The sequence below is a fragment of the Moorena sp. SIO1G6 genome (assembly GCF_010672795.1).
GTDB classification, from domain to species: domain Bacteria; phylum Cyanobacteriota; class Cyanobacteriia; order Cyanobacteriales; family Coleofasciculaceae; genus Moorena; species Moorena producens.
The window spans coordinates 1-22,445 of record NZ_JAAHFZ010000085.1 but is presented as its reverse complement, the minus strand read 5'-3'; the positions used below and the strand labels follow the sequence as shown (position 1 = coordinate 22,445).

The 22,445-nt window shown below is 43.3% G+C and carries 6 protein-coding genes; 5 read left to right on the top strand and 1 reads right to left on the bottom strand.

Annotation, left to right across the window (positions count from 1 at the left end; all coding sequences use genetic code 11):
* Positions 1-4,481 (top strand): SDR family NAD(P)-dependent oxidoreductase (locus F6K63_RS34135; protein WP_287314588.1); only part of this gene is annotated, 4,481 nt, incomplete at its 5' end.
* Between the two features lie 429 nt (positions 4,482-4,910).
* Positions 4,911-6,242 (top strand): lipase family protein, encoded by a 1,332-nt coding sequence (locus F6K63_RS34130; RefSeq protein ID WP_287250000.1) that lies wholly within the window; start codon positions 4,911-4,913, stop codon positions 6,240-6,242.
* A gap of 714 nt (positions 6,243-6,956) precedes the next feature.
* Here the strand turns inward: F6K63_RS34130 and F6K63_RS34125 are convergent.
* The gene (locus F6K63_RS34125) at positions 6,957-8,039 is read right to left on the bottom strand and encodes a transposase (RefSeq protein ID WP_287314587.1); all 1,083 of its coding nucleotides are present in this window, start codon (positions 8,037-8,039) and stop codon (positions 6,957-6,959) included.
* Between the two features lie 319 nt (positions 8,040-8,358).
* On the opposite strand from F6K63_RS34125, the gene F6K63_RS34120 reads away from it, so the two are divergent.
* From F6K63_RS34120 to F6K63_RS34110, 3 genes are all read left to right on the top strand, one after another.
* Positions 8,359-8,586, top strand: a complete 228-nt coding sequence (locus tag F6K63_RS34120; RefSeq protein WP_287314586.1) for a hypothetical protein — start codon at positions 8,359-8,361, stop codon at positions 8,584-8,586.
* 1,013 nt (positions 8,587-9,599) lie between these two features.
* A complete protein-coding gene (locus F6K63_RS34115) occupies positions 9,600-16,544 on the top strand; it encodes a type I polyketide synthase (RefSeq protein WP_287314585.1) in 6,945 nt (2,314 codons plus the stop codon).
* 67 nt (positions 16,545-16,611) lie between these two features.
* Positions 16,612-22,445, top strand: a 5,834-nt coding sequence (locus F6K63_RS34110) for a type I polyketide synthase (protein ID WP_287314584.1), incomplete at its 3' end; no start/stop codon positions are given.

Below are 22,445 nucleotides of genomic sequence, written 5' to 3'. Positions count from 1 at the left end.
CCCAATTGAGTGCCGTACTCAGAGGAGCGATAGACCCAGTACAATTAGTATTTCCGGAAGGGGATTTAACGACTGCTACCCAACTCTATCAAGACTCTCCTGCAGCGAAGGTGATGAATAGCTTAGTGGAGAAAGCGATCGCCACTGCCTTGGAAAAGTTACCACCACAGCGAGGAGTGAGACTATTAGAAATAGGTGCAGGGACAGGAGGAACAACTAGCTATATTCTGCCTCATCTACCACCGGACCAAAGCGAATATGTCTTCACGGATATTGGTACTTTATTTACAGCCATTGCCCAAGAGAAATTCCGGGATTATCCCTTTGTTAGCTACCAAACCCTAGACATAGAACAAGACCCAACTAATCAAGGATTTATTGCCCATCAATACGACCTAATTATCGCGGCTAATGTCCTGCACGCCACCACCTCCTTAGAGCAAACTCTATGCCATGTTCGGCAATTATTAGCCCCTGGGGGAATCTTGGTGTTGTTAGAGGCAACAACTCGTCAGGGATGGGTAGACTTAATCTTCGGACTCTTAGAAGGATGGTGGAAATTTAGGGATTTGGAAATTCGTCCCGACTATCCTCTTCTGGGTGGATCACAGTGGCAAAAGTTACTGAGAAAAAGTGGTTTTTCATTAGTGGTAACTGTGCCCGAGACTCAACAGAGTAATGATGTTGTTTCTCAACAGGCCCTGATCGTTGCCCAAGCTGATCCAACCTTAACCGCTGCGCCTCAAGCCGACTCCGGAAATTGGTTGATTTTAGCAGACATTGAGCAAGTAGCTCAACACTTAGCCCATCAACTGCGTTCCAGGGGAGAAAGATGTACCTTAGTGTATGCCGGAGAAACCTATCAACAAGTCACAACCGATGAATTTAAGATTAATCCCCATCGACCAGAAGACTATCAGCAACTTCTGCAACTTCTAACCGCCGACTCAACCACTTTAGATGGGGTTGTCCAGTGTTGGAGTTTGGAAGTAGGAGACCAGAAAAACTTAAGTGGGGAAGAATTAGAACGATTATCCCACATTGGTTGTGGAACCACCTTATCCTTAGTACAGGCATTAGTGAAAGCCGACTTATCCCAACCCCCGAGATTATGGATAGTTACCCAAGGCGCTCAACCTGTGCCTCCAAAGAATCCAGTGGTTTCCGGTGTGGCTCAAGCTTCGGTGTGGGGGATGGGAAAAGTAATCAGTTTGGAACACCCGGAACTTAAGTGTGTTCGCATCGATTTAGACCCCAATCAAAGCCTTTTGGAGAAAGCTGAAGCACTATGGGCAGAAATTTGGTCAGAATCTATTGAAGATCAAGTTGCCCTCAGAGAACACAGTCGGTATGTCCCAAGGTTAATACCAACTCGTCAGGCTCAAACAACAGAAACACAACTGTTGAAAATGCCATCCCAGCCATTCCGACTGACAATTACCGAGAAGGGTACCCTCGAAAATTTCACCCTAGAACCAACACCAAGACGTTCACCCGCACCAGGAGAAGTAGAGATTAGAGTTCGCGCCACAGGACTTAATTTCTTGGATGTGATAGCTAGCTTAGGATTACTGCCTCAACAAGTAGATGGAATGTCTCAGCAGCACCTACTCTCGTCGGATAGCTTTGGGGGTGAATGTGCTGGGGAAATTGTAGCAGTAGGAGAAGGAGTAGAAAACTTGAAAATTGGCGAGCCAGTGATAGCTCTGGCTCCGGGAAGTTTCAGCCAATATGTCACTGTCAGTGCTACAATTGTCGCTCCCAAACCAGATTTTCTCAGCTTTGAGCAAGCTGCCGCCATTCCAGCTAATTTCTTAACTGCCTATTACGCACTGCACCATGTAGCCAAAATCGCACCAGGAGACAAAATTTTAATCCATGCTGCTGCAGGAGGGACGGGAATGGCGGCAGTACAAATTGCACAGCAAGCTGGAGCTGAAGTTTTTGCTACTGCTAGTTCTCCGAAGTGGGAAGCTTTAAAAGCTATGGGAGTTAAACAGATTATGAATTCCCGTACCTTAGAGTTTGCTGCCGAGATCATGGAGAAAACACAAGGAAAGGGGGTAGATATTGTCCTGAACTCTCTGACTTCTGGAGAATTTATTGCCAAAACTGTATCGGTTGTAAGTCCTCAAGGTCGTTTTGTAGAAATTGCCAAGCGGGGAGTTTGGGAATCAACTGAGATGGCAACTATCAGGTCAGATATCTCTTATTCAGTGCTTGATTTAGTTAAAGTATCTCAAGACCAACCTCAATTAATCAAGTCTCTGTTAGAGGAACTTATTGACAAGTTCGACAACGGCTTGCTCAAATTACCTCCCTTGACAGTCTTCTCGATGGAAGAAGTAGTCAGTGCCTTTCGTTATATGCAGCAAGCCAAACATATTGGCAAAATTATCGTTACTCAAACCGGACAACCAACCGATACCGCCACTGAAATGCCGTTGAACTTCCCTGAAGACGGAACTTATTTGATTACTGGTGGTTTAGGAGGATTAGGCTTACTGGTAGCTGGTTGGATGGTAGAGAAAGGAGCCAAGCATTTAGTCTTAGTAGGACGGAGTAGCCCTAATGAATTTGCCCAGAATCAATTAACAGAACTAAAAAAAGCGGGAGCCAATCTAGTAGTAGAGAAAGCCGATGTGTCTTCCCTTGAACAAATGACTAAAGTGGTCACTAAAATTGAACAATCTTTACCGCCTCTGGCAGGAGTAATTCATTCTGTTGGTGTATTAGAAGATGGAGTATTGCAACAGCAATACTGGTCTAACTTTACTAAGGTAATGAACCCCAAAGTTCAGGGAGCTTGGCATCTACATCAGTTAACCCAAAATCAGCCCTTAGATTTCTTTATCTTATTTTCTTCTGCTGCTTCTTTATTGGGTTCTCCTGGTCAAAGTAATCATTCTGCGGCTAATGCTTTTCTGGATGCCTTAGCCTATTACCGTCGTACCATAGGATTACCTGGATTGAGTATAAATTGGGGGGCTGTTTCTCAGGTGGGAGCAGCGGCTGAGCGTGGTGCAGATAGTAGAGCAAGACAAAAAGGGATTAATCCGATCTCTCCTTCTCAAGTGTTAGAAGCCTTGGATTTATTAATAAATAGTTCAGCGGTAGAAATTGGGGTAGTTCCAATTCAGTGGAATCAATTTTTAAGCCAACTACCTAATGGAGCGAAACTCCCTTTTTTAGAAGGTTTTGCTGCTCAAAAAACGGCAACAGAAGTAAAACAGTATAAACTTCTATCTCAACTAGAAGTGGCTTCAAAAAGTGAACGAGAAACTATCTTATCAAGTCACCTTCAATCTGAAATTGCTACGGTGTTAGGAATGGGAGACATGACCATTGACCTACAGCAGCCTTTAAATACGATGGGACTCGATTCCTTGATGGCTTTAGAATTGCGTAATCGAGTTAAAAGTAAGTTTGGTGTAGATATACCTATGGTGCAGTTGGTAGAGGGAATTAGTATTGCTGATTTAGGAACAGAAATTAATCAGCAACTAACATTAAGGAATAATTCAATCAATAAAAAGTCAGAAATGGAATTAGCTGCTCCGGAAGACCTTTCCCAAGCCGAGCATCAAAATCCCCCTCAGGCTACGATTGAATCACCAACAGCAATTTCAGAACTAAGGGATTCTCCATCTGACTTATTCTCCTGTCTCATTCCTATACAACCAGAAGGGAATAAATCTCCTTTCTTCTGCCTTCCTCCCATAGCAGGAGTTGTTTTTCCCTATTTTGAGTTAGCAAGTCTTCTAGGAAAAGACCGACCGTTTTACGGAATTCAATCCCTAGGGTTTATGGAAAATGAAAAACTCCTAACCAGTATCGAGGAAATGGCGTCTTACTATATCAAAGCGATAAAAACAGTTCAACCTCATGGTCCTTATTACTTAGGGGGCTGGTCTTTGGGAGTTGTGATTGCTTTTGAAATGGCCAGACAGTTAGAAGAAATTGGGGAAGTTACTGAGCGTCTTATTTTGATTGATTTGCCACCTACTTCAACGAGTCAACTAACTAAGTTGTATGTTGGTTTTAAGTTTTTGCTCACACAAGCATTGCCTCAAATTTGGCCCTATGTCTATGATTATGTGCAACTCCAAAACCAAGCTAACGTCAGGGTATTGGCTCAAGATGCTTTACCATCAATACAGTCAGCAAATAAATCCCAAACCCTTGGCAAAGTATTAAATAGAATTAATTCTCTTATTCGTTCTAGTCGTCCATTGCTTCGAGTTATGCAAGGGAATAGCCAGGCACTATTTCGTTATACTCCTAAGCACTATACTGGTAAAATTACTTTATTACGAACCAGCAAAGCTTGGAATTCAAATCCTCAAGACCCCACCTTAGGTTGGAGTCAGTTATCGGCTCAGGAAGTAGAAACTCATCTTATTCCCGGTCATCACCTTAATCTACTCCGGCAACCCCATGTTAAAGTGTTAGCTCAAACCCTAAAGAATTTGCTTAAGTAAGATATATAGCAATTCTGATCACGAGTGAGATAAACAGCATTTTTTCTTACTACCCCCCTCCCCGCGCCAGAGCCCTCATCAGGGTAGCTTTTTAACAAAGACGTGACTGTGGGGTGTGGGGTGTGGGGTGTGCGGTTTGGGTGCATCTCAAAGTTGAAAATCAATGTCTTGATGCAAAGCGCGAGTGGGGGAAACCACGCCAGTTGATCATCGGGGAGGGGCTGCGTGGGTCACCTGCGAAGACCTTGAAAGCCCCGTGGGAACCCCCAAGACCTCGCTGCATCGCTACTCCCTACTGCCATTAACCCAGCACAAAAGTCCCTGACCCAATTGAGAACTGCTATATATTTAACCTACAGCAAACTGCTATAATTTTACGGCTCAAAAAAGTGTGCCAAGATCTGAATAAGCTCAGGAGGTAATATAACTATGAATATGCCCCAGAATATCAAAAGTGGTTTTAGCTTTCATGAAGCCATATTAATGACCAAATTTTGCCAGCAAATCTACTCGGTATACCAGTATGATGATGGGAATGTCAACGACATAGAAATTCAAGAAATCTACAATTCCCTTTACCGCTCTCAAGACTGGAAATTTGTCCACAGCATCCGCAATGATGAAAGCAATGTGCGTGGATTTATTGCCAAAAAAACAACTGGTCATCAGTATACCGTGGTTTTCCGAGGCTCAATCGTGACCGATCGCGGGGCTTTTGAACTAACAGACCTGGTATCTGACTTTGACTGGGATTTAGTCAACTACGGTTCTGTCACTGATAAAAGAATTAAAGTGGTTAAAGGATTTTTGGAAGCCTCTGAATCCGTTTGTGATCAACTCGAAATCTTTTTTAAGACCTTACTAGGTAAGCTTAGACCCAAAGATTTTGACAAGATGCACCAGATGACTTATGAAAGGCAGTTTGCCTGCATCACAGCCATCGCCGATGCTGGAGCAATTCGACTCGGTAATGATTTTGAGCTCGCAGCCAGAGCACTGATTGAGGAAGCAGTGGCAGATGAGGAACTGGGTAATGATGACGAGCTAACAGACATTTTAGATTTTCAACAAAGTAGGGTGCTAGCACTCGAAGAACTCAAGGAGCCAGTGGAAGTTTATGTCACTGGTCATAGTTTAGGGGGGTCCTTAGCCTTCCTGGGTGCTAATGCTTTGCGGCGTTACTTTGGTTCGGCTGTTATGCTCAAAGTCTACACGATTGGCGCACCAAAAGTAGGGAATGAGTCATTTGCCAACTACTACGAGCGACAAATCGGTAAGGGGCTGACCCATCGCGTGGAAAATTTATTGGATATAGCTCCTAGTATGCCACTTCCGCCACCCTTCCCCTTAAATATGTTGGCTGGGAATGGTTTGCGAGTTGGGAACTTGTACCTATCAAACTGTAGTCCTGTTGGAGAGTTACACACGGTGATGGGACTGGGTTCCCAGGGTGTGTCTGTGGATTTTGGCGGAGCTGTAGAATTCTTGGGTGGCATTCCGTTTCCCCACGGTAGTGATGCCTATTTGCAGCTACTTGAGGAAGACCACCAACGTTGGCAACAATTGTGGCGACCGATACGAAATATTGTGGAAAACTTTATGAACGAGCTTCTCGAAGAACAAACTCAGGCTATTAAAGAGGAGCTGGATCAGGTAAAAAAAGAAATTCAAGGATTAAAGAACCATTATAATGGGAAAGTAGAAGGGAAGGATGGCAAGCCAGCAGAGGTAACAACGGTTACAGGCGATTCACCAAATTGATAATCAAGTTAAGTGGCTTCTTTAGGGATTAGGCAATGGTTAATGGTTTATGGTTAATGGCAATTTAAAATTTAATATTTTCATTGATGTCTTTTGCCTTTTGTCTTAATCACCAGTTTATCGGGTTTATAGCGTTTCTCGTACTTATGAGGTACAGTCAATTTTATTCCCCCCTTCCGCGCGGCAGGGGGGCAAGGGGGGATTCCTACCTCACAAGGGTAGGTTTGTGAACATTGGGGCGAGTATGTACTTTCATTGCGTAGAAACTCCTCAAAATATGTATCAAAATATACAATAATTTCCGGGATAATTCTCCCCATCTCTCCATTTCCCGATCTGAGGATCTAGCGATGCAGTCGCTCATGGGAGAAACCCCCTAAGACGTAACCGCCGGATTGGGGTGCCTTATTTCATATAACTGAAAATTCTTACTCTAAACCTATCGACTAGTTTGGCTCCCCTCTCCTTACGGTAATTCATTATTACGTGCTGCATCGCTATTTCATGTAACTTAAAATTATTACTCTAAACCTATCAACTAGTTTGGCTGCCCGGGAGCAGGTCTGGCGTTGCAGAACAAAAGTACTATGTACCATTAGAGCTTGGCTTTTACCCATGGGCTATAGATAATGTACAAATATTCGGGCATTTGTGACATGCTCCCCCTATTACCTATTACCCATTACCTATTACCCATTACCTATTACCTATTACTCAGATCTTGCACCTGATCAGACAAAAATCAAAACCCAGCTCATGTAACCAAGGCATAATTGTATCTAACTGATTAAAAATAGAAAGAAGCAAAACATGAGGTAAAAGTAAAATAAGTGTTTGTTGTGCACAATAAAACCAATCTAAACTATCCGATTTACATAAGTGTAAATAAACCCAATAAGCCAACAAATAAGAAACTAAAGAAAGAATCAACCAACGGTAGACTCCAAGTCTTGTCTTTTGTCCAAAGCGGTGTAGGCTAAAACGATATTTAGCTGTCTTAAAGAACCCCTCAATCTGCCATCTACGTTTTCCCCAACGAGCAATAGTTGTACCCTTCATGGGTTTAGTAGAGATGACAAAACGTTGAATTTTTTTGCAGTCTCGTTTAAGCCATACCCATGACAAAAAAACCGGAAAATCTAAACCCTTTAAATAAACTTGTTGACCACGATTTTTGATTTCTGAAACCTTACGGCCATCAGTTAAAGTTCGATTTTTACTAATTCCAACAATAGCATGACCGGAATGCTTACGGATATTATTAATCAATTTAATTGTGCCAAAAGCCGTATAACCAAGTACATAAATTTTAAAATTTTGAGTAAGTTTTTTAGGTAAATTATTTAATAACTTCTGTGCTAATTGGGATGGGGAGGGAGTACCCTTACCCCTATAAATCCTGAAACTCCATTCGCGTAGCGTGGCCGAAAGGCCAGGAATACGCCAATTTCCCAGGACTAAATACATCACTATAATGTGTAAACCTTTCTTATGATTATAGACTCGCACTAAGTTTCCTAGATGGGTAAACTTACCTACCTTTTCTAGAGTAGTTAAATCTAGGATTACTTGTAGAGTTGGTTTTCTTCCTCTTTTTCTTTGATCAAGAATAAATTTGACTATTAAAGAACGAACGGTACGAATTAAAGAACGGGTTGACCATTGATAATTATTTAAGAAACGACTAATAGCACTTGCCGATTTGGTTTGACAATGATCCGGAACAGAATTACCTTGCCCACAAAGGATTAATCCAAAAATGGATTCTAAGGTTTCTTGTTGATAACTAGTGGGCATTAATTGTTTTAAGTTTGAGATTAATTTTTTTACTTGTGGTAAAATCTTATTCAGGGTCTTTATTCTCCATTAATTCTAGAAAATAGTTGACTAAACTTATCATATCATCAAAAAAAAATCAATTCTAATTTAATCCATCACTAAACTAGTGGTTATTTGGATTTTCAGTATAATTTGGGTCATTGAGTGTCATTAAATTATGGGATACAGAGGCTTTTTCAAGGTATTTGATTAGTTGTCTCTAACTCAGGCATAGAACTGCCTCTAATCCCCTAAGAACAATCACTTCAGCCGTTCCTTCTCACAGCCACTTTTTTTGGTGCAAGATCTGAGTATTACCCATTACCTATTACCCATTACCTATTACCTATTACCCATTACCTATTACCCATTACCTATTACCCATTACCTATTACCCATTACCTATTACCTATTACCCATTACCTATTACCTATTACCCATTACCTATTACCCATTACCTATTACCCATTACCTATTACCCATTACCTATTACCCAGATAATGTACTAATGTTGCTGCATAAGTGACATGCTCCCTGGCTCCCCTCTCCTTACGGTAATTCATTATTACGCGCTGGCTCCCCAAGACCGTAATGGTGCGCTTACAGTCGTCGAATTAAATTCGCCACGGGTCGCACCTCTGCATCGCTACTCCCTACTCCCTACTCCCATTAACCCAAGAGGAAAGTACCTCACTCAATTGAGAACTGCTATATTTACCATTAGGGTTGACAGTAATTTTTTTTCGTGCTAAAATAAATTATTGCATAGACTGAATTCCGATTTGGAATAAGTCTCATTGATCATAAACATAACTAAAGTTAAAACAGTTAAAAAACTGTTGAAACGGAGCAAGTAAGCGTTGAAAAACGCTATTTATAAAGGAGCTTAGAACTTGGGAAATATCACATGTTCAAACCTTGACGACAAGTTTTCCTGGTAGAGTTGTGGCGCTTGAGAGCCCATTCTCAGCCTGCTCAAATCCCTTATACCTTCAAGGAAAAAGGGGAAGAAGAAACTGATGGTATCACCTATGAGGTATTAGACCAACGCTCAAGGGCGTACGCCTGCCAGTTGCCGTCTCTGGGGGCAACGGGGGAACGAGCAATGCTCGCTAGTAGTACCACCAGGTATAGACTTCATTGCTGCTTTGTTTGGGTGCTTGTACGCTGGCGTAATTGCCGTGCCCGCATATCCACCACCCCGACGCAGTCAAAATTTGTCTAGGTTGTTAGCGTACGCATCAGATCCAGAGGCTCGGGAGGCCCTAACTACCACATCTGTTATGACCGAGTTAACCAGCTCGCCGAGCCCAGCATCCAGCTCTGGGGAAGTTTCATTTGCTTGCTACCAATAAATGCTTACGCGACTTTTGGGTTGAACTGGTCTGAACCAAGCCATGACAGCAGTAGCCTGGCCTTTCTCCAGTACACCTCCGGTTATACCAGACTTTGCCCCTAGTTGGTAGCGGTAAACTTGGGATATTTATTGTATTATTAGCAATTCAAAGTCGGCGAAGGAACCAGAATAAGGATAATTCTATGGCTCTACATCCAAAAACCTATGATGAAGTAGCTCAAAAACTTTCTGTAAGTTTTGGAGGTTCATTGCAGTTGCCCTCAAATGCTCCAAGGCTTCTATGTGATCTTTTAGAGAGAGCGGCTTTAACGAATAGGGGAATAATCTATATTCAGGCAGATGGTTCAGAGCAATACCAATCCTATCAAGACTTAATGCTAGATGCCCAAAGGGTATTGGCAGGTTTAAGACAATGGGGTCTTAAGCCGCAAGATAAGGTGATATTGCAATTGGAACAAGGACAGGATTTTATTCCAGCTTTTTGGGGTTGTGTGTTAGGTGGATTTATCCCTGTTCCTGTCTCTATTGCTCCTACTTATCAACAATTAAATAATGTCACCCAAAAGTTGCAGAATGCGTGGCAGATGCTGGAGCATCCGCCGATCTTAACTAATCGAGAACTTGCGCCAGAGATCCAGGCTCTATCAACTCACCTAAATTTGGAAAAAATGCAGGTAGTTGTTATCGAAGCCCTGAGGGAACAAGATCCAAATCAAGAGATTTACCGAGGGCAACCGGATGACTTAGCCTTGCTGTTGTTAACCTCTGGCAGTACTGGACTACCAAAAGGAGTCATGCTGAGTCATGGGAACCTCTTAAGTATGTCTGCGGGCACGATCCAGATGAATCACTTTGATGCCCAGGCGGTAACATTGAATTGGATGCCGCTAGATCATGTGGGTGCAATTGTGTTCCTGGGCGTTATGGCCGTGGATTTAGGCTGCCAACAAGTTCATGTGCCAACTAAATACATCTTGCAAAACCCCCTCCATTGGTTAGCTTTGATTGAACGATATCAAGCAACAATCTCCTGGGCACCAAACTTTGCTTTTTCACTCATTAATGACTTGGTTAAAGACACTGAAATAGGTTCATGGGATTTGTCATCCATGACGTTTTTAGTGAATGCGGGAGAACAAATTGTGCCTAAAATAGCCCGCACATTTTTGGCATTAATGGGCCGTCAAGGGTTGGCAGAAACAGTATTACATCCTGCTTTTGGCATGTCAGAAACCTGCTCAGGCATTACCTGGTCTGAGCAGTTTTCCCTCAGCACTACCTCAGATGACATGTCCTTTGTCGGTCTGGGTCGTCCTATTCCTGGAGCTTACCTGCGAATTGTCAATGACGAAAATGAAATAGTTCCTGAAGGCGTGATCGGCAAGCTCCAAGTTAAAGGAGCATCAGTTACTCGTGGTTATTATCAGAATCCTGAGAAAAATCAAGCTGCATTTACTGCCGATGGCTGGTTTAAGACGGGAGATTTAGGCTATCTAGAGAACGGGCATCTCGTTTTAACAGGGCGAGATAAGGACGAGATTTTGATCAATGGGGTCAATTATCCTGCCCATGAAATTGAAGCGGTAGTGGAAGAGGTAGATGGGGTTGAGATTTCCTTCACAGCTGCCTGCGCTATACAAAGTGAAACTAATACATCTTCATCGGATCAACTAGCGGTCTTCTTTAGTGCTGTTGAGGGGAATGTTGAGACCAATCCAGAAGTTATTAAAACCCTAATCAAAAAAATTCGAGGAGTTGTCGTTAAAACCCTAGGAATTAATCCCGATTACATCCTCCCTGTCAGCAAAGAATCTATTCCTAAAACAGCGATCGGAAAAATTCAGCATAAACAGTTAAAACAACAATTTGAAGCCGGAGAATTTGACGCTTTAATCGAAACAGTACAGTCCATGATGGTTCACCGCTCTCAGGGAACAACCTTACCTAAAACTGAGGTGGAACAGCTGATTACAACTATTTGGCAAAATGTCCTTGGACTAGAAGAGATTGGAGGGCAAGAGAACTTCTTTGAATTAGGCGGTCATTCCCTTTTGCTGCTAACCCTACAAAGTCAGCTTCAACAAGATTTGGGGAAAGAATTATCGATTGCACAGATGTTTCGCTATCCCACGATCGAGGCGTTGGCTCAATATTTCACCCAGACGGAACCTGAAGATTTAGCATCCCAACGGGGGCATGCCCGTGCGCAGATTCGCCAACAGATTCGTGGGGCAACCAGTTCAACAGAGATTGCGGTGATTGGCATGGCCGGTCGATTCCCTGGCGCAGATAATCTAGATCAATTTTGGCAAAATTTACAGAATGGAACTGAGTCCATCACCTTTTTATCGGATGCAGAACTATTGGATTCTGGTATTGATCCCAGCCTCTTAAGTCATCCTAATTATGTTAAAGCGAATCCGATTCTTTCTGAGGTGGAATATTTTGATGCTAACTTCTTTGGCTATAGTGGCCGGGAAGCTGAGTTAATGGATCCCCAGCAACGATTGCTGATGGAATGTGCCTGGGAAAGCTTGGAAGATGCAGGTTATAATCCCCTGACTTATGCAGGCTCCATTGGTTTGTATGCGGGAGCGATGTTAAATACCTATTTTGTTAATAATCTTCTGCCAAATCGGGACAAGCTGGATAGCCATGATGATTTACGAGTGATCACACCTGACTCTATGGGCGGCTTTCAGCTGATGATAGCCAATGATAAGGATTATCTGACCACACGCATCTCTTATAAATTGAACCTGACCGGACCGAGTGTCAATGTCCAAACGGCTTGCTCAACTTCGCTGGTTACCGTTCACATGGCCGCTCAGAGCTTGCTCAATGGAGAATGTGACCTGGCTCTCGCAGGAGGGGTGTCGGTGCAGGTGCCCCAACGGGTTGGACATCTCTACCAGGACGGGCTAATGGTCTCGCCTGATGGTCACTGTCGAGCGTTTGACGCCCAAGCAGAAGGAACCATTTTCGGCAGTGGCATTGGCCTGGTGGTCTTAAAGCGATTGGAAGCGGCTCTTACCGATGGAGATCATATCTACGCTGTTATTAAAGGATCTGCCATTAATAACGATGGGGGCAACAAAGTTGGGTATGCCGTGCCCAATGGGGAAGGACAGGCTACAGCAGTGGCTGAGGCGATCGCGACTGCCAATGTCAATCCTGAAACGATTACGTATGTGGAAACTCACGGTACCGGAACGTTGCTCGGAGACCCGATCGAATTTGGTGGCCTTAGCCAAGCATTCCAGGGTAAAACTGATCGCAAACAGTTCTGCGCTATTGGCTCAGTAAAAACCAATGTGGGACACTTGCAAATCACTTCTGGCATTGCGGGATTTATTAAGACTGTGCTCGCTCTTTATCATAAACAGCTCCCCCCCAGTCTTCATTTTGAAACACCCAATCCCAAAATTGATTTTGACAACAGTCCGTTTTTTGTCAATACGACTCTTTCTGAGTGGAATACGAATGGTCAACCTCGACGAGCAGGTGTTAACTCTTTAGGGATCGGGGGGACAAATGCTCATGTGGTTTTGGAAGAAGCACCGGAAAACGAAAAGCGAAAAACGAAGAACGAAAATGGAGATGGGATTGAGGAGCGATCGCACCATATCCTTACCCTCTCAGCTAAGACGGCCTCTGCTTTGCAAGGGTTGGTCAACCGCTATCACAATTATCTGAATGCAAATACTGAGGTAGAGATTGCAGATATTTGTTATACGACTCATGTGGGGAGAGCACACTTTGATCATAGGTTAGGGATTGTGAGTGAGTCGAGCACTGATCTCCACCAAAAACTGGCAAGTGTGTTGAATGACGATGGTGAGTTCAACCCAGAACTAGTTCCTGGGTGCTACCAAGGGCAGACCCATGGATCAGCTCGATCCCAAATTGCTTTTTTGTTCACGGGTCAAGGTGCGCAATATGTGAACATGGGGCGAGAACTGTATCAAACACAGTCTGTTTTTCGGTCAGCTATTGACCAATGTGACCAAATTCTCCGGTCTGAGCTAGACTCTTCTTTGCTGGATATTCTGTATCCTCAAAAGACGGATGAGCAGGGTTCTTCTCTACTTGAGGAAACGGGCTATACCCAACCAGCTTTGTTTGCGATTGAATATGCTCTAGCCCAATTGTGGCAGTCATGGGGAATTGAGCCGACTGTGGTGATGGGTCATAGTGTGGGTGAGTATGTGGCGGCGACGATCGCTGGGGTCTTTAGTTTAGAAACGGGTCTGAAACTGATTGCCGCTCGGGGCAAATTGATGCAGCAGTTGTCTGCAAGGGGAGTGATGGTGTCGGTGATGGCCTCTGAAGAGCAGGTGCGATCGCTGATTTCTCCCGATGCCGAGAAGGTATCGATTGCGGCCATCAATGGACCGGAAAGTATAGTGATTTCTGGTGATAGTGAAGCCATCGCAGCTATTTGTAGTAAGTTAGAAGCTCTGGGAGTAAAGACCAAACCGCTACAGGTTTCCCATGCTTTCCATTCCCCTCTGATGAAACCGATGGTGGCAGAATTTGAAACTGTAGCTAAAGAAATAACCTATAGTCAGCCTCAGATACCACTGATATCGAATGTTACTGGCAAACAGGTGGGAGAGGAGATTACTTCTGCTGAATATTGGGTAAATCATGTCCGACAACCAGTGCAATTTGCCCAGAGCATGAAAACATTGCATCAGAAAGGATATGAGATATTCCTGGAAATTGGACCCAAACCAATTTTGTTGGCAATGGGCAGTCAATGTGTACCAGAAGGGATTGGTGTGTGGTTACCATCATTGCGTCCGGGAGTAGATGAATGGCAACAGATGCTGTCTAGTTTAGGACAGTTATATGTCCAGGGAGTCAAGGTAGATTGGTCAGGGTTGGACCGAGATTATAGCCGTAATAAAGTAGTATTGCCGACCTATCCATTCCAACGAGAACGGTATTGGATAGAAACAAAAGAAAATGGATATCAAAAGAATGGTTCTTTGATATCAGATAGTAATACTGCGATCGTTAACCTGCTCAGTCAAGGGGCAACTGACGCTTTAGCGCAACAGCTGGAACAATCAGCAAACTTTTCACCAGAACAGCTGAAACTTTTACCGGAAATATTGGAAGTATTAGCGAAAAAACACCAGCGACAATTAGCAGCAGCAACTATCAAAGATTGGTTCTATCAACTTCACTGGAAACCTTTACCTCAAACTCAGCCACAAACAAGTATTCAACCGAGTCATTGGTTAATTTTTGCAGACACGACTGGAGTGGCAGAAAAATTAGCCCAAAAATTGCAACAGCAAGGAAATGAATGCAGTTTAGTTTATCGAGCAGACAACTATCAAAAACAATCAGCAGGAAAATATCAAATCAATCCCTGTGCTCCTCAAGAATTTGAACAACTCTATAAAGCTATTCTGGAAACCAGTCAACTACAGTTGTCAAAGGTAATTCATTTGTGGAGTTTAGATGCTCCAGATACACAAGATTTAACCCTTAACGCCTTAGAGCAAACCCAACTGTCGGGATGTGGCAGTGTTCTCAACCTACTACAGACTGTGCTCAAAACCACCAGTATCCCCCAACTATGGCTAGTCACCAGGGGCGCTCAGTCAGTCTTATCTCGTACAGAGAAACTAGCAGTAGCTGCCTCACCCTTGTGGGGATTAGGTCGAGTAGTGTCTCTAGAAAATCCGCAACTGTGGGGAGGATTGGTGGATTTAGACCTACAAACTTCAGAATACGAAGTAGAAAGGCTACTGCAATTGCTAGTAAACAACTCAGAAGAAGACTATATAGCCTTACGAGGAGAAAAAACCTATGTAGCTCGTCTAGTTAAGCAATCTCCCCAAGCATCTTCTCAACCACTATCATTATCATCTGATGCCACTTACTTGATTACTGGAGGATTGGGAGCTTTAGGGTTACATACAGCCCAATGGCTAGTAGAAAAGGGAGCCACAAATATTGTGTTAACTGGGCGTAGTGCTCCATCGGCAACAGCCCAAGAAATCATAGATCAATTAGAACAAGCAAGATGTCAAGTTAGTGTTTTGTTAGGGGATATCTCTGTTGAACAAGACGTAGCCCAAATTATTCAACAGATTCAGACATCTTTACCTACACTCAAAGGTGTCATTCATGCAGCTGGAGTACTTGATGACGCTACCCTGCAACAGATGAGTTGGGATAATTTTGCCAAAGTAATAGCACCAAAGGTAACAGGAACTTGGCATTTACATCAATTCACTCAACATCTGCCATTAGATTTCTTTGTCTGTTTCTCCTCAATGGCTTCCTTAATCGGTTCACCAGGGCAAGGAAACTATGCTGCTGCCAATACTTTTATGGATGCGATCGCCCACTATCGTCGAGCCATAGGATTATCTGGATTAAGTATTAACTGGGGTCCATGGAGTTCTGGAGGCATGGCGGCTCGTTTAGGGGCTCAGCATCAAAATCGCATCGATACCAGTGGGATAAGTGATATTGCTCCAGAACAAGGAATGTATGCCTTGGAAGAACTATTAGGAAATCAATCTCTAATTGAACAAGTTGGTGTAATATCTGTAAAGTGGTCATTGTTGGCACAACAATGGAGTAATATCAATAACAGTTCATTACTGCGGGAACTACTACAAAAGGAGGAATTACAGGAACAACAAGTACTTAAACAGAAGGCAGACCGAGAAATTTTAGAAAAATTAGAGACAGCATCAGAAGGCGAACGTCAGGAAATTTTAAGGGAGTACATTCGAGGACAAGTGGCTCAGGTACTAGGTTTAAGTTCATCTCAATTACCTGAAATGAATTTAGGTTTTATGGAAATGGGGATGGACTCTCTGACCACAGTGGAATTAAAGAATCGACTGCAAGCTCAACTAGGAACTGCCTTGCCCGGGACAGTAGCGATGGAATATCCCACGATTGAAACACTATCCCAATATATATTGAAGGAAGTCATGGGATGGCAATCAGTAGCAGATTCGGAGAACAACTTAGCTGAGTTAGAAGAGGTAGACGTAGATGATCAGATTTTGCCAGTTATCGAAAATATCTCAGAAGAAGAATTTGAAGCACTAGCAGCTCAGCAACTAGAAAAAATCAAGAGTATGCTTTGATAAATTGCTGCAAGCAGGAAACTGCAATCAATCAACAAAGAACAAAATACGTCAAGGCTAAAACTTCATGAAACCGACTACCAACAAAGAGCAACTATCATTATCCAAACAGATGTTTCTGGCGCTAAAGCAAGCAGAAACTAAATTGGATATGATGGAGCGTTCAAGAAGTGAACCGATCGCCATCATTGGCATAGGCTGTCGATTTCCAGGAAATGCTAACACACCAGAAAGCTTCTGGGAATTATTATCTAATGGTAAAGACTCTGTTAGAGAGATTCCACTAGAACGTTGGGATATAGATTCTTACTACGACCCCAACCCTGATACTCCGGGGAAAATGTATATCCGTCACGCAGCATTAGTTGATCAGGTAGATCGGTTCGATCCGCAATTTTTTGGTATCTCTGGCCGAGAAGCCCATAGCCTTGACCCACAGCAACGTTTTATTTTGGAAGTAACTTGGGAAGCTTTAGAAAGAGCTGGTATTAATCCCCAGCAATTAAAAAACACTCAGACAGGAGTGTTTCTGGGTATCGGTCAAAATGATTATGCTAATTTGGGTTTGAGCCAAGTCGAAAATATTAGCCCTTACGATGCTACAGGAAATGGGTTTTGTTTTGCAGCAGGTAGGTTATCTTACTTTTTAGGATTGCAAGGCCCATCAATAGCAATAGATACAGCTTGTTCATCATCTCTGGTAGCTATACATGAAGCTTGTCAGAGTCTGCGTCAGGGTGAGTCTAATCTAGCTTTAGCTGGAGGAGTCCAACTAATTCTCTCTCCTCAAGTGACAACTGCACTATCAAAATTAAAGGCTCTATCACCTGATGGCAAGTGTAAAACTTTTGATGCTGCTGCTGATGGTTATGGTAGGGGAGAGGGATGTGGCATTGTGGTACTTAAGCGTTTGTCGGATGCGGTCAAAGATGGGGACAATATCCAGGCAGTAATTCGTGGTTCCGCTGTTAATCATGATGGGCCGAGTAGCGGACTGACAGTACCTAATAAACTAGCTCAGGAAAAACTGATTCAGCAAGCTCTCAAAGCAGCGAAAGTAGAACCATCTCAAGTGGGTTATGTGGAGGCTCATGGTACAGGAACTTCTTTAGGAGACCCTATGGAAGTGAGAGCCTTAGCTAGTGTGTTTGAGCAGGGGCATAACCAGGAACATCCCTTGATGATTGGTTCAGTTAAAACCAATATTGGTCACCTAGAAGCCGCAGCCGGAATTGCAGGTTTAATTAAGGTGGTTCTGCAACTGCAACATCAAAAAATTGCGCCTCATCTGAATTTTGTAAATCCCAACTCCTATATTGATTGGGAGAATATACCTCTAAAAGTTCCCACTCAACTGACACCTTGGTTGTCATCAGAGGGTAAACGAGTGGGAGGAGTCAGTTCCTTTGCTATTAGTGGCACGAATGCTCATATAGTGCTAGAAGAAGCTCCAACTGAAGTAAGAAGTGAGAAGTCAGAAGTTAGAAGTGAAGAATATCTAGAACGTTCGCTGCATTTATTAACTTTATCAGCCAAGACACAAAAGGCTCTAGAATATTTAGTTAGTAGTTATCAAAATTATTTAGAAATTTATCCAGAGTTACCACTAGCAGATGTATGTTACACAGCTAATACAGGAAGAGCTCATTTCAAGCATCGACTAACGGTTATTGCTTCTGACCGAAAGGAATTAGCAGAAAAACTACTTTACTGGAAAACTGGGGAGGAAGTAGTTGGGCTATTTTCTGGACAACTTGATAGTGGTAGCAAAAGTCCAAAACTGGCTTTCCTGTTCACCGGTCAAGGTTCCCAGTATGTGAATATGGGAAGGCAACTCTATCAGACTCAGCCGACTTTCCGTCAAGCCTTAGATCAATGTGACCAAATCTTACAGCAGTATCTGGAATATCCACTCAATCAAGTTCTCTATCCTCAAGACCCACAGCACTCAAGCTCCTCTCTACTAGACCAAACAGCTTATACCCAACCAGCCCTATTTGCCATTGAATATGCTCTGTTTAAGTTATGGCAATCCTGGGGCATAAACCCAGATGCAGTGATGGGTCACAGTGTAGGAGAATATGTAGCAGCAACAGTAGCAGGAGTATTTAGTTTAGAAGACGGTCTCAAACTAATTGCCACCCGGGGAAGGTTGATGCAACAGTTGCCCTGTGGTGGTGAGATGGTTTCAGTGATGGCTAACGAGTCAAAAGTCCGTGAACTGATTACCCCCTATACAGAAAAAGTAGCGATTGCTGCGATTAATGGACCATTAAGTGTAGTAATTTCAGGTGAAGCAGAAGCCATTGCCGCCATGGTCAGTAGTCTAGACTCAGAAGGAATCAAAACCAAAAGACTACAAGTATCCCACGCCTTTCATTCACCATTAATGGCACCGATGTTGGCAGAATTTGAAGCAGTAGCCAATCAAATTACCTACCATCAGCCAAAAATACCACTGATTTCCAATGTTACAGGAACAAAAGTAGACAAGAGTATTGCCACAGCCAACTATTGGGTAAATCATATACGCCAACCTGTCAAGTTTGCGGCTAGTATGGAAACCCTGCAACAACAAGGCTTGGAAGTATTCCTAGAAATAGGAGCAAAACCAATATTATTAGGCATGGGGCGTCAATGTCTACCAGAAGAGTTCGGTATTTGGTTACCGTCGTTACGGGAGGGAGTAGATGAATGGCAACAAATGCTGTCTAGTTTAGGAAAGTTATATGTCCAGGGAGTCAAGGTAGATTGGTCAGGGTTTGATAGAGATTATAGCCGTAATAAAGTAGTATTGCCGACATATCCCTTTCAACGACAACGCTATTGGATTGACACAACTAATCAGGCTAACTCAATTTCTATTGCCTCAGTCAAACTTCATCCTCTGATCGACAAAAAATTCCAATCTCCTTTATCAAAAGAGAGCTTTTTCGAGTCATACTTTAGTACCACTACCCTCCCCTTTCTCTCAGACCACCGCGTTTATGAACAAGTTGTGGTACCTGGTGCTTGCCACATTTCTCTTCTGTTAGCAGCAGCTTCTTTAACTTTTCCCACTCAGGGATATCAATTAGAAGAGATTGTCTTTCCTCAAGCCCTAGCCCTCAGAGAAAAACAACAACGAACCGTTCAGGTAGCCTTGACTCCCCAAGGAAAAGGTAACGCCGTCCAAGTGATTAGCTTTGATGGTGCTACAGACTGGCTAACTGTTGGCAATTCAGACACAAATCAAGGTAGAGGTGCTTGGGCTGTCCATGCAACCGGAAAAATTACGCCTAATGATGAGAACCCCTCACGGGTAGGGTTAGAAGAGATTCAATCGCGCTGTAGGCAAGAAATAGCTCCTCAAAAAATTTACCAAGCTCTTTGGTATAAACACATTCAATTAGGAGAAAGTTTTCAGTGGATTAATCAGGTATGGCTAGGAGAAGCCGAGGTTTTATGTCAAATGACATTGCCAAAAATATTAGGAGATGTCACCGACTATCAATTACACCCAACTTTGATTGATTCGTGCTTTCAATCCTTCTCAGCCCTGACTCTAACACTAACCGTAGATGGGGAGGAAACCTTTGTTCCTTTTAGCATTGAGAAATTCACGTTTTACCGTTCTTGGGAGCAGAACCAGCTATGGTGTTATACTACATTACGAGAGGGGAAAATATCTTCAGCACAAATCATAAAAGCAGATATAAAGTTATTTGACGAAAAGGGACAAATAATTGCACAGATAAATGGGTTTGAATCCAGGAAAGCGAATCCTCAACTGTTATTGCAAACTCTACCATCAAACACGAATATTTCAGATTGTTTATACGAAGTTGAATGGCGAACCCTAGCTCGTTTGGGGCGATTACTACCCCCGACTTATCTGCCCTCTCTCGTGGAAATTAGTCAAAAACTGAATCCAACCCTTTCTCAATTAAGTTCTCAAACAGATAATGATAACTATGGTCAACTCTTAACGGAGTTAGATAAATTGAGTGTGGAGTTTGTCTTACAAGCTTTTCGGGAAATGGGTTGGTCTTACCCTGTCGGAAAAAACTTTAGTGCCATCGAAGCGATACAACAAATAAGAATCGTACCAAGCCATCACCGACTATTCAGCCGTCTGCTAGAAATGTTAGGGGAAGTCGGCATCCTCAAGAAAACTGAAGAGCAATGGCAAGTACAGCAAGAATTAGGAGAAACCAACCCCACAGAAAAAACAAAAACGCTACTAAGTCAATATCCCCAAGCTCAAGCCGAACTCACCCTGCTCAACCGTTGTGCATCCCAATTGAGTGCCGTATTGAGAGGAGCGATCGACCCAGTACAATTAATATTTCCGGAAGGGGATTTAACTACTGCAACCCAACTCTATCAAGACTCGACCGGGGCGAAGGTGATGAATAGCTTAGTCGAAAAAGCGATCGCCACTGCCTTGGAAAAGTTACCACCACAGCGAGGAGTGAGACTATTAGAAATAGGTGCAGGGACAGGAGGAACAACTAGCTATATTCTGCCTGATCTACCACCGGACCAAAGCGAATATGTCTTCACGGATATTGGTGCTTTATTTACAGCCAAAGCCCAAGAAAAATTCCGGGATTATCCCTTTGTTAGCTACCAAACCCTCGACATAGAACAAGACCCAACGACTCAAGGATTTATTGCCCATCAATACGACCTAATTATCGCGGCTAATGTCCTGCACGCCACTACCTCCTTAGACCAAACCCTATCCCATGTGCGGCAATTATTAGCCCCTGGGGGAATCTTGGTGTTGTTAGAGGCAACAACTCGTCAGGGATGGGTAGACTTAATCTTCGGACTCTTAGAAGGATGGTGGAAATTTAGGGATTTGGAAATCCGCCCGGACTATCCCCTTCTGGGTGGATCACAGTGGCAAAAGTTACTGAGAAAAAGTGGTTTTTCATTAGTGGTAACTGTGCCCGAGACTCAACAGAGTAATGATGTTCTTTCTCAACAGGCCCTGATCGTTGCCCAAGCTGATCCAACCTTAACCGCTGCGCCTCAAGCCGACTCCGGAAATTGGTTGATATTAGCAGACATTGAGCAAGTAGCTCAACACTTAGCCCATCAACTGCGTTCCAGGGGAGAAAGATGTACCTTAGTCTATGCAGCCGAAAACTATCAACAAGTCACAGCAGAAGAATTTAGGATTAATCCCCATCAACCAGAAGACTATCAGCGACTGGTGCAACTTCTAACCGCCGACTCAACTAGTTTAGATGGGGTTATCCAGTGTTGGAGTTTAGAAGTAGGAGACCAGAAAAACTTAAATGGGGAAGAATTAGAACGATTATCCCACATTGGTTGTGGAACCACCTTATCCTTAGTACAGGCATTAGTGAAAGCCGACTTATCCCAACCCCCGAGATTATGGATAGTTACCCAAGGCGCTCAACCTGTCCCTCCAAAGAATCCAGTGGTTTCTGGTGTGGCTCAAGCTTCGGTGTGGGGGATGGGAAAAGTAATCAGTTTGGAACACCCGGAACTTAAGTGTGTTCGCATCGATTTAGACCCCAATCAAAGCCTTTTAGAGAAATCCGAAGCATTATGGGCAGAAATTTGGTCAGAATCTATTGAAGATCAAGTTGCCCTCAGAGAACACAGTCGCTATGTGGCCAGGTTAATACCAACCCCTCAGGCAATAGCAACAGAAACACAACTGTTGAAAATGCCATCCCAGCCATTCCGACTGACAATTACCGAAAGGGGTACCCTCGAAAATTTCACCCTAGAACCAACACCAAGACGTTCACCCACACCAGGAGAAGTAGAGATTAGAGTTCGCGCCACAGGACTTAATTTCTTGGATGTGATAGCTAGCTTAGGATTACTGCCTCAACAAGTAGATGGAATGTCTCAGCAGCACCTACTCTCGTCGGATAG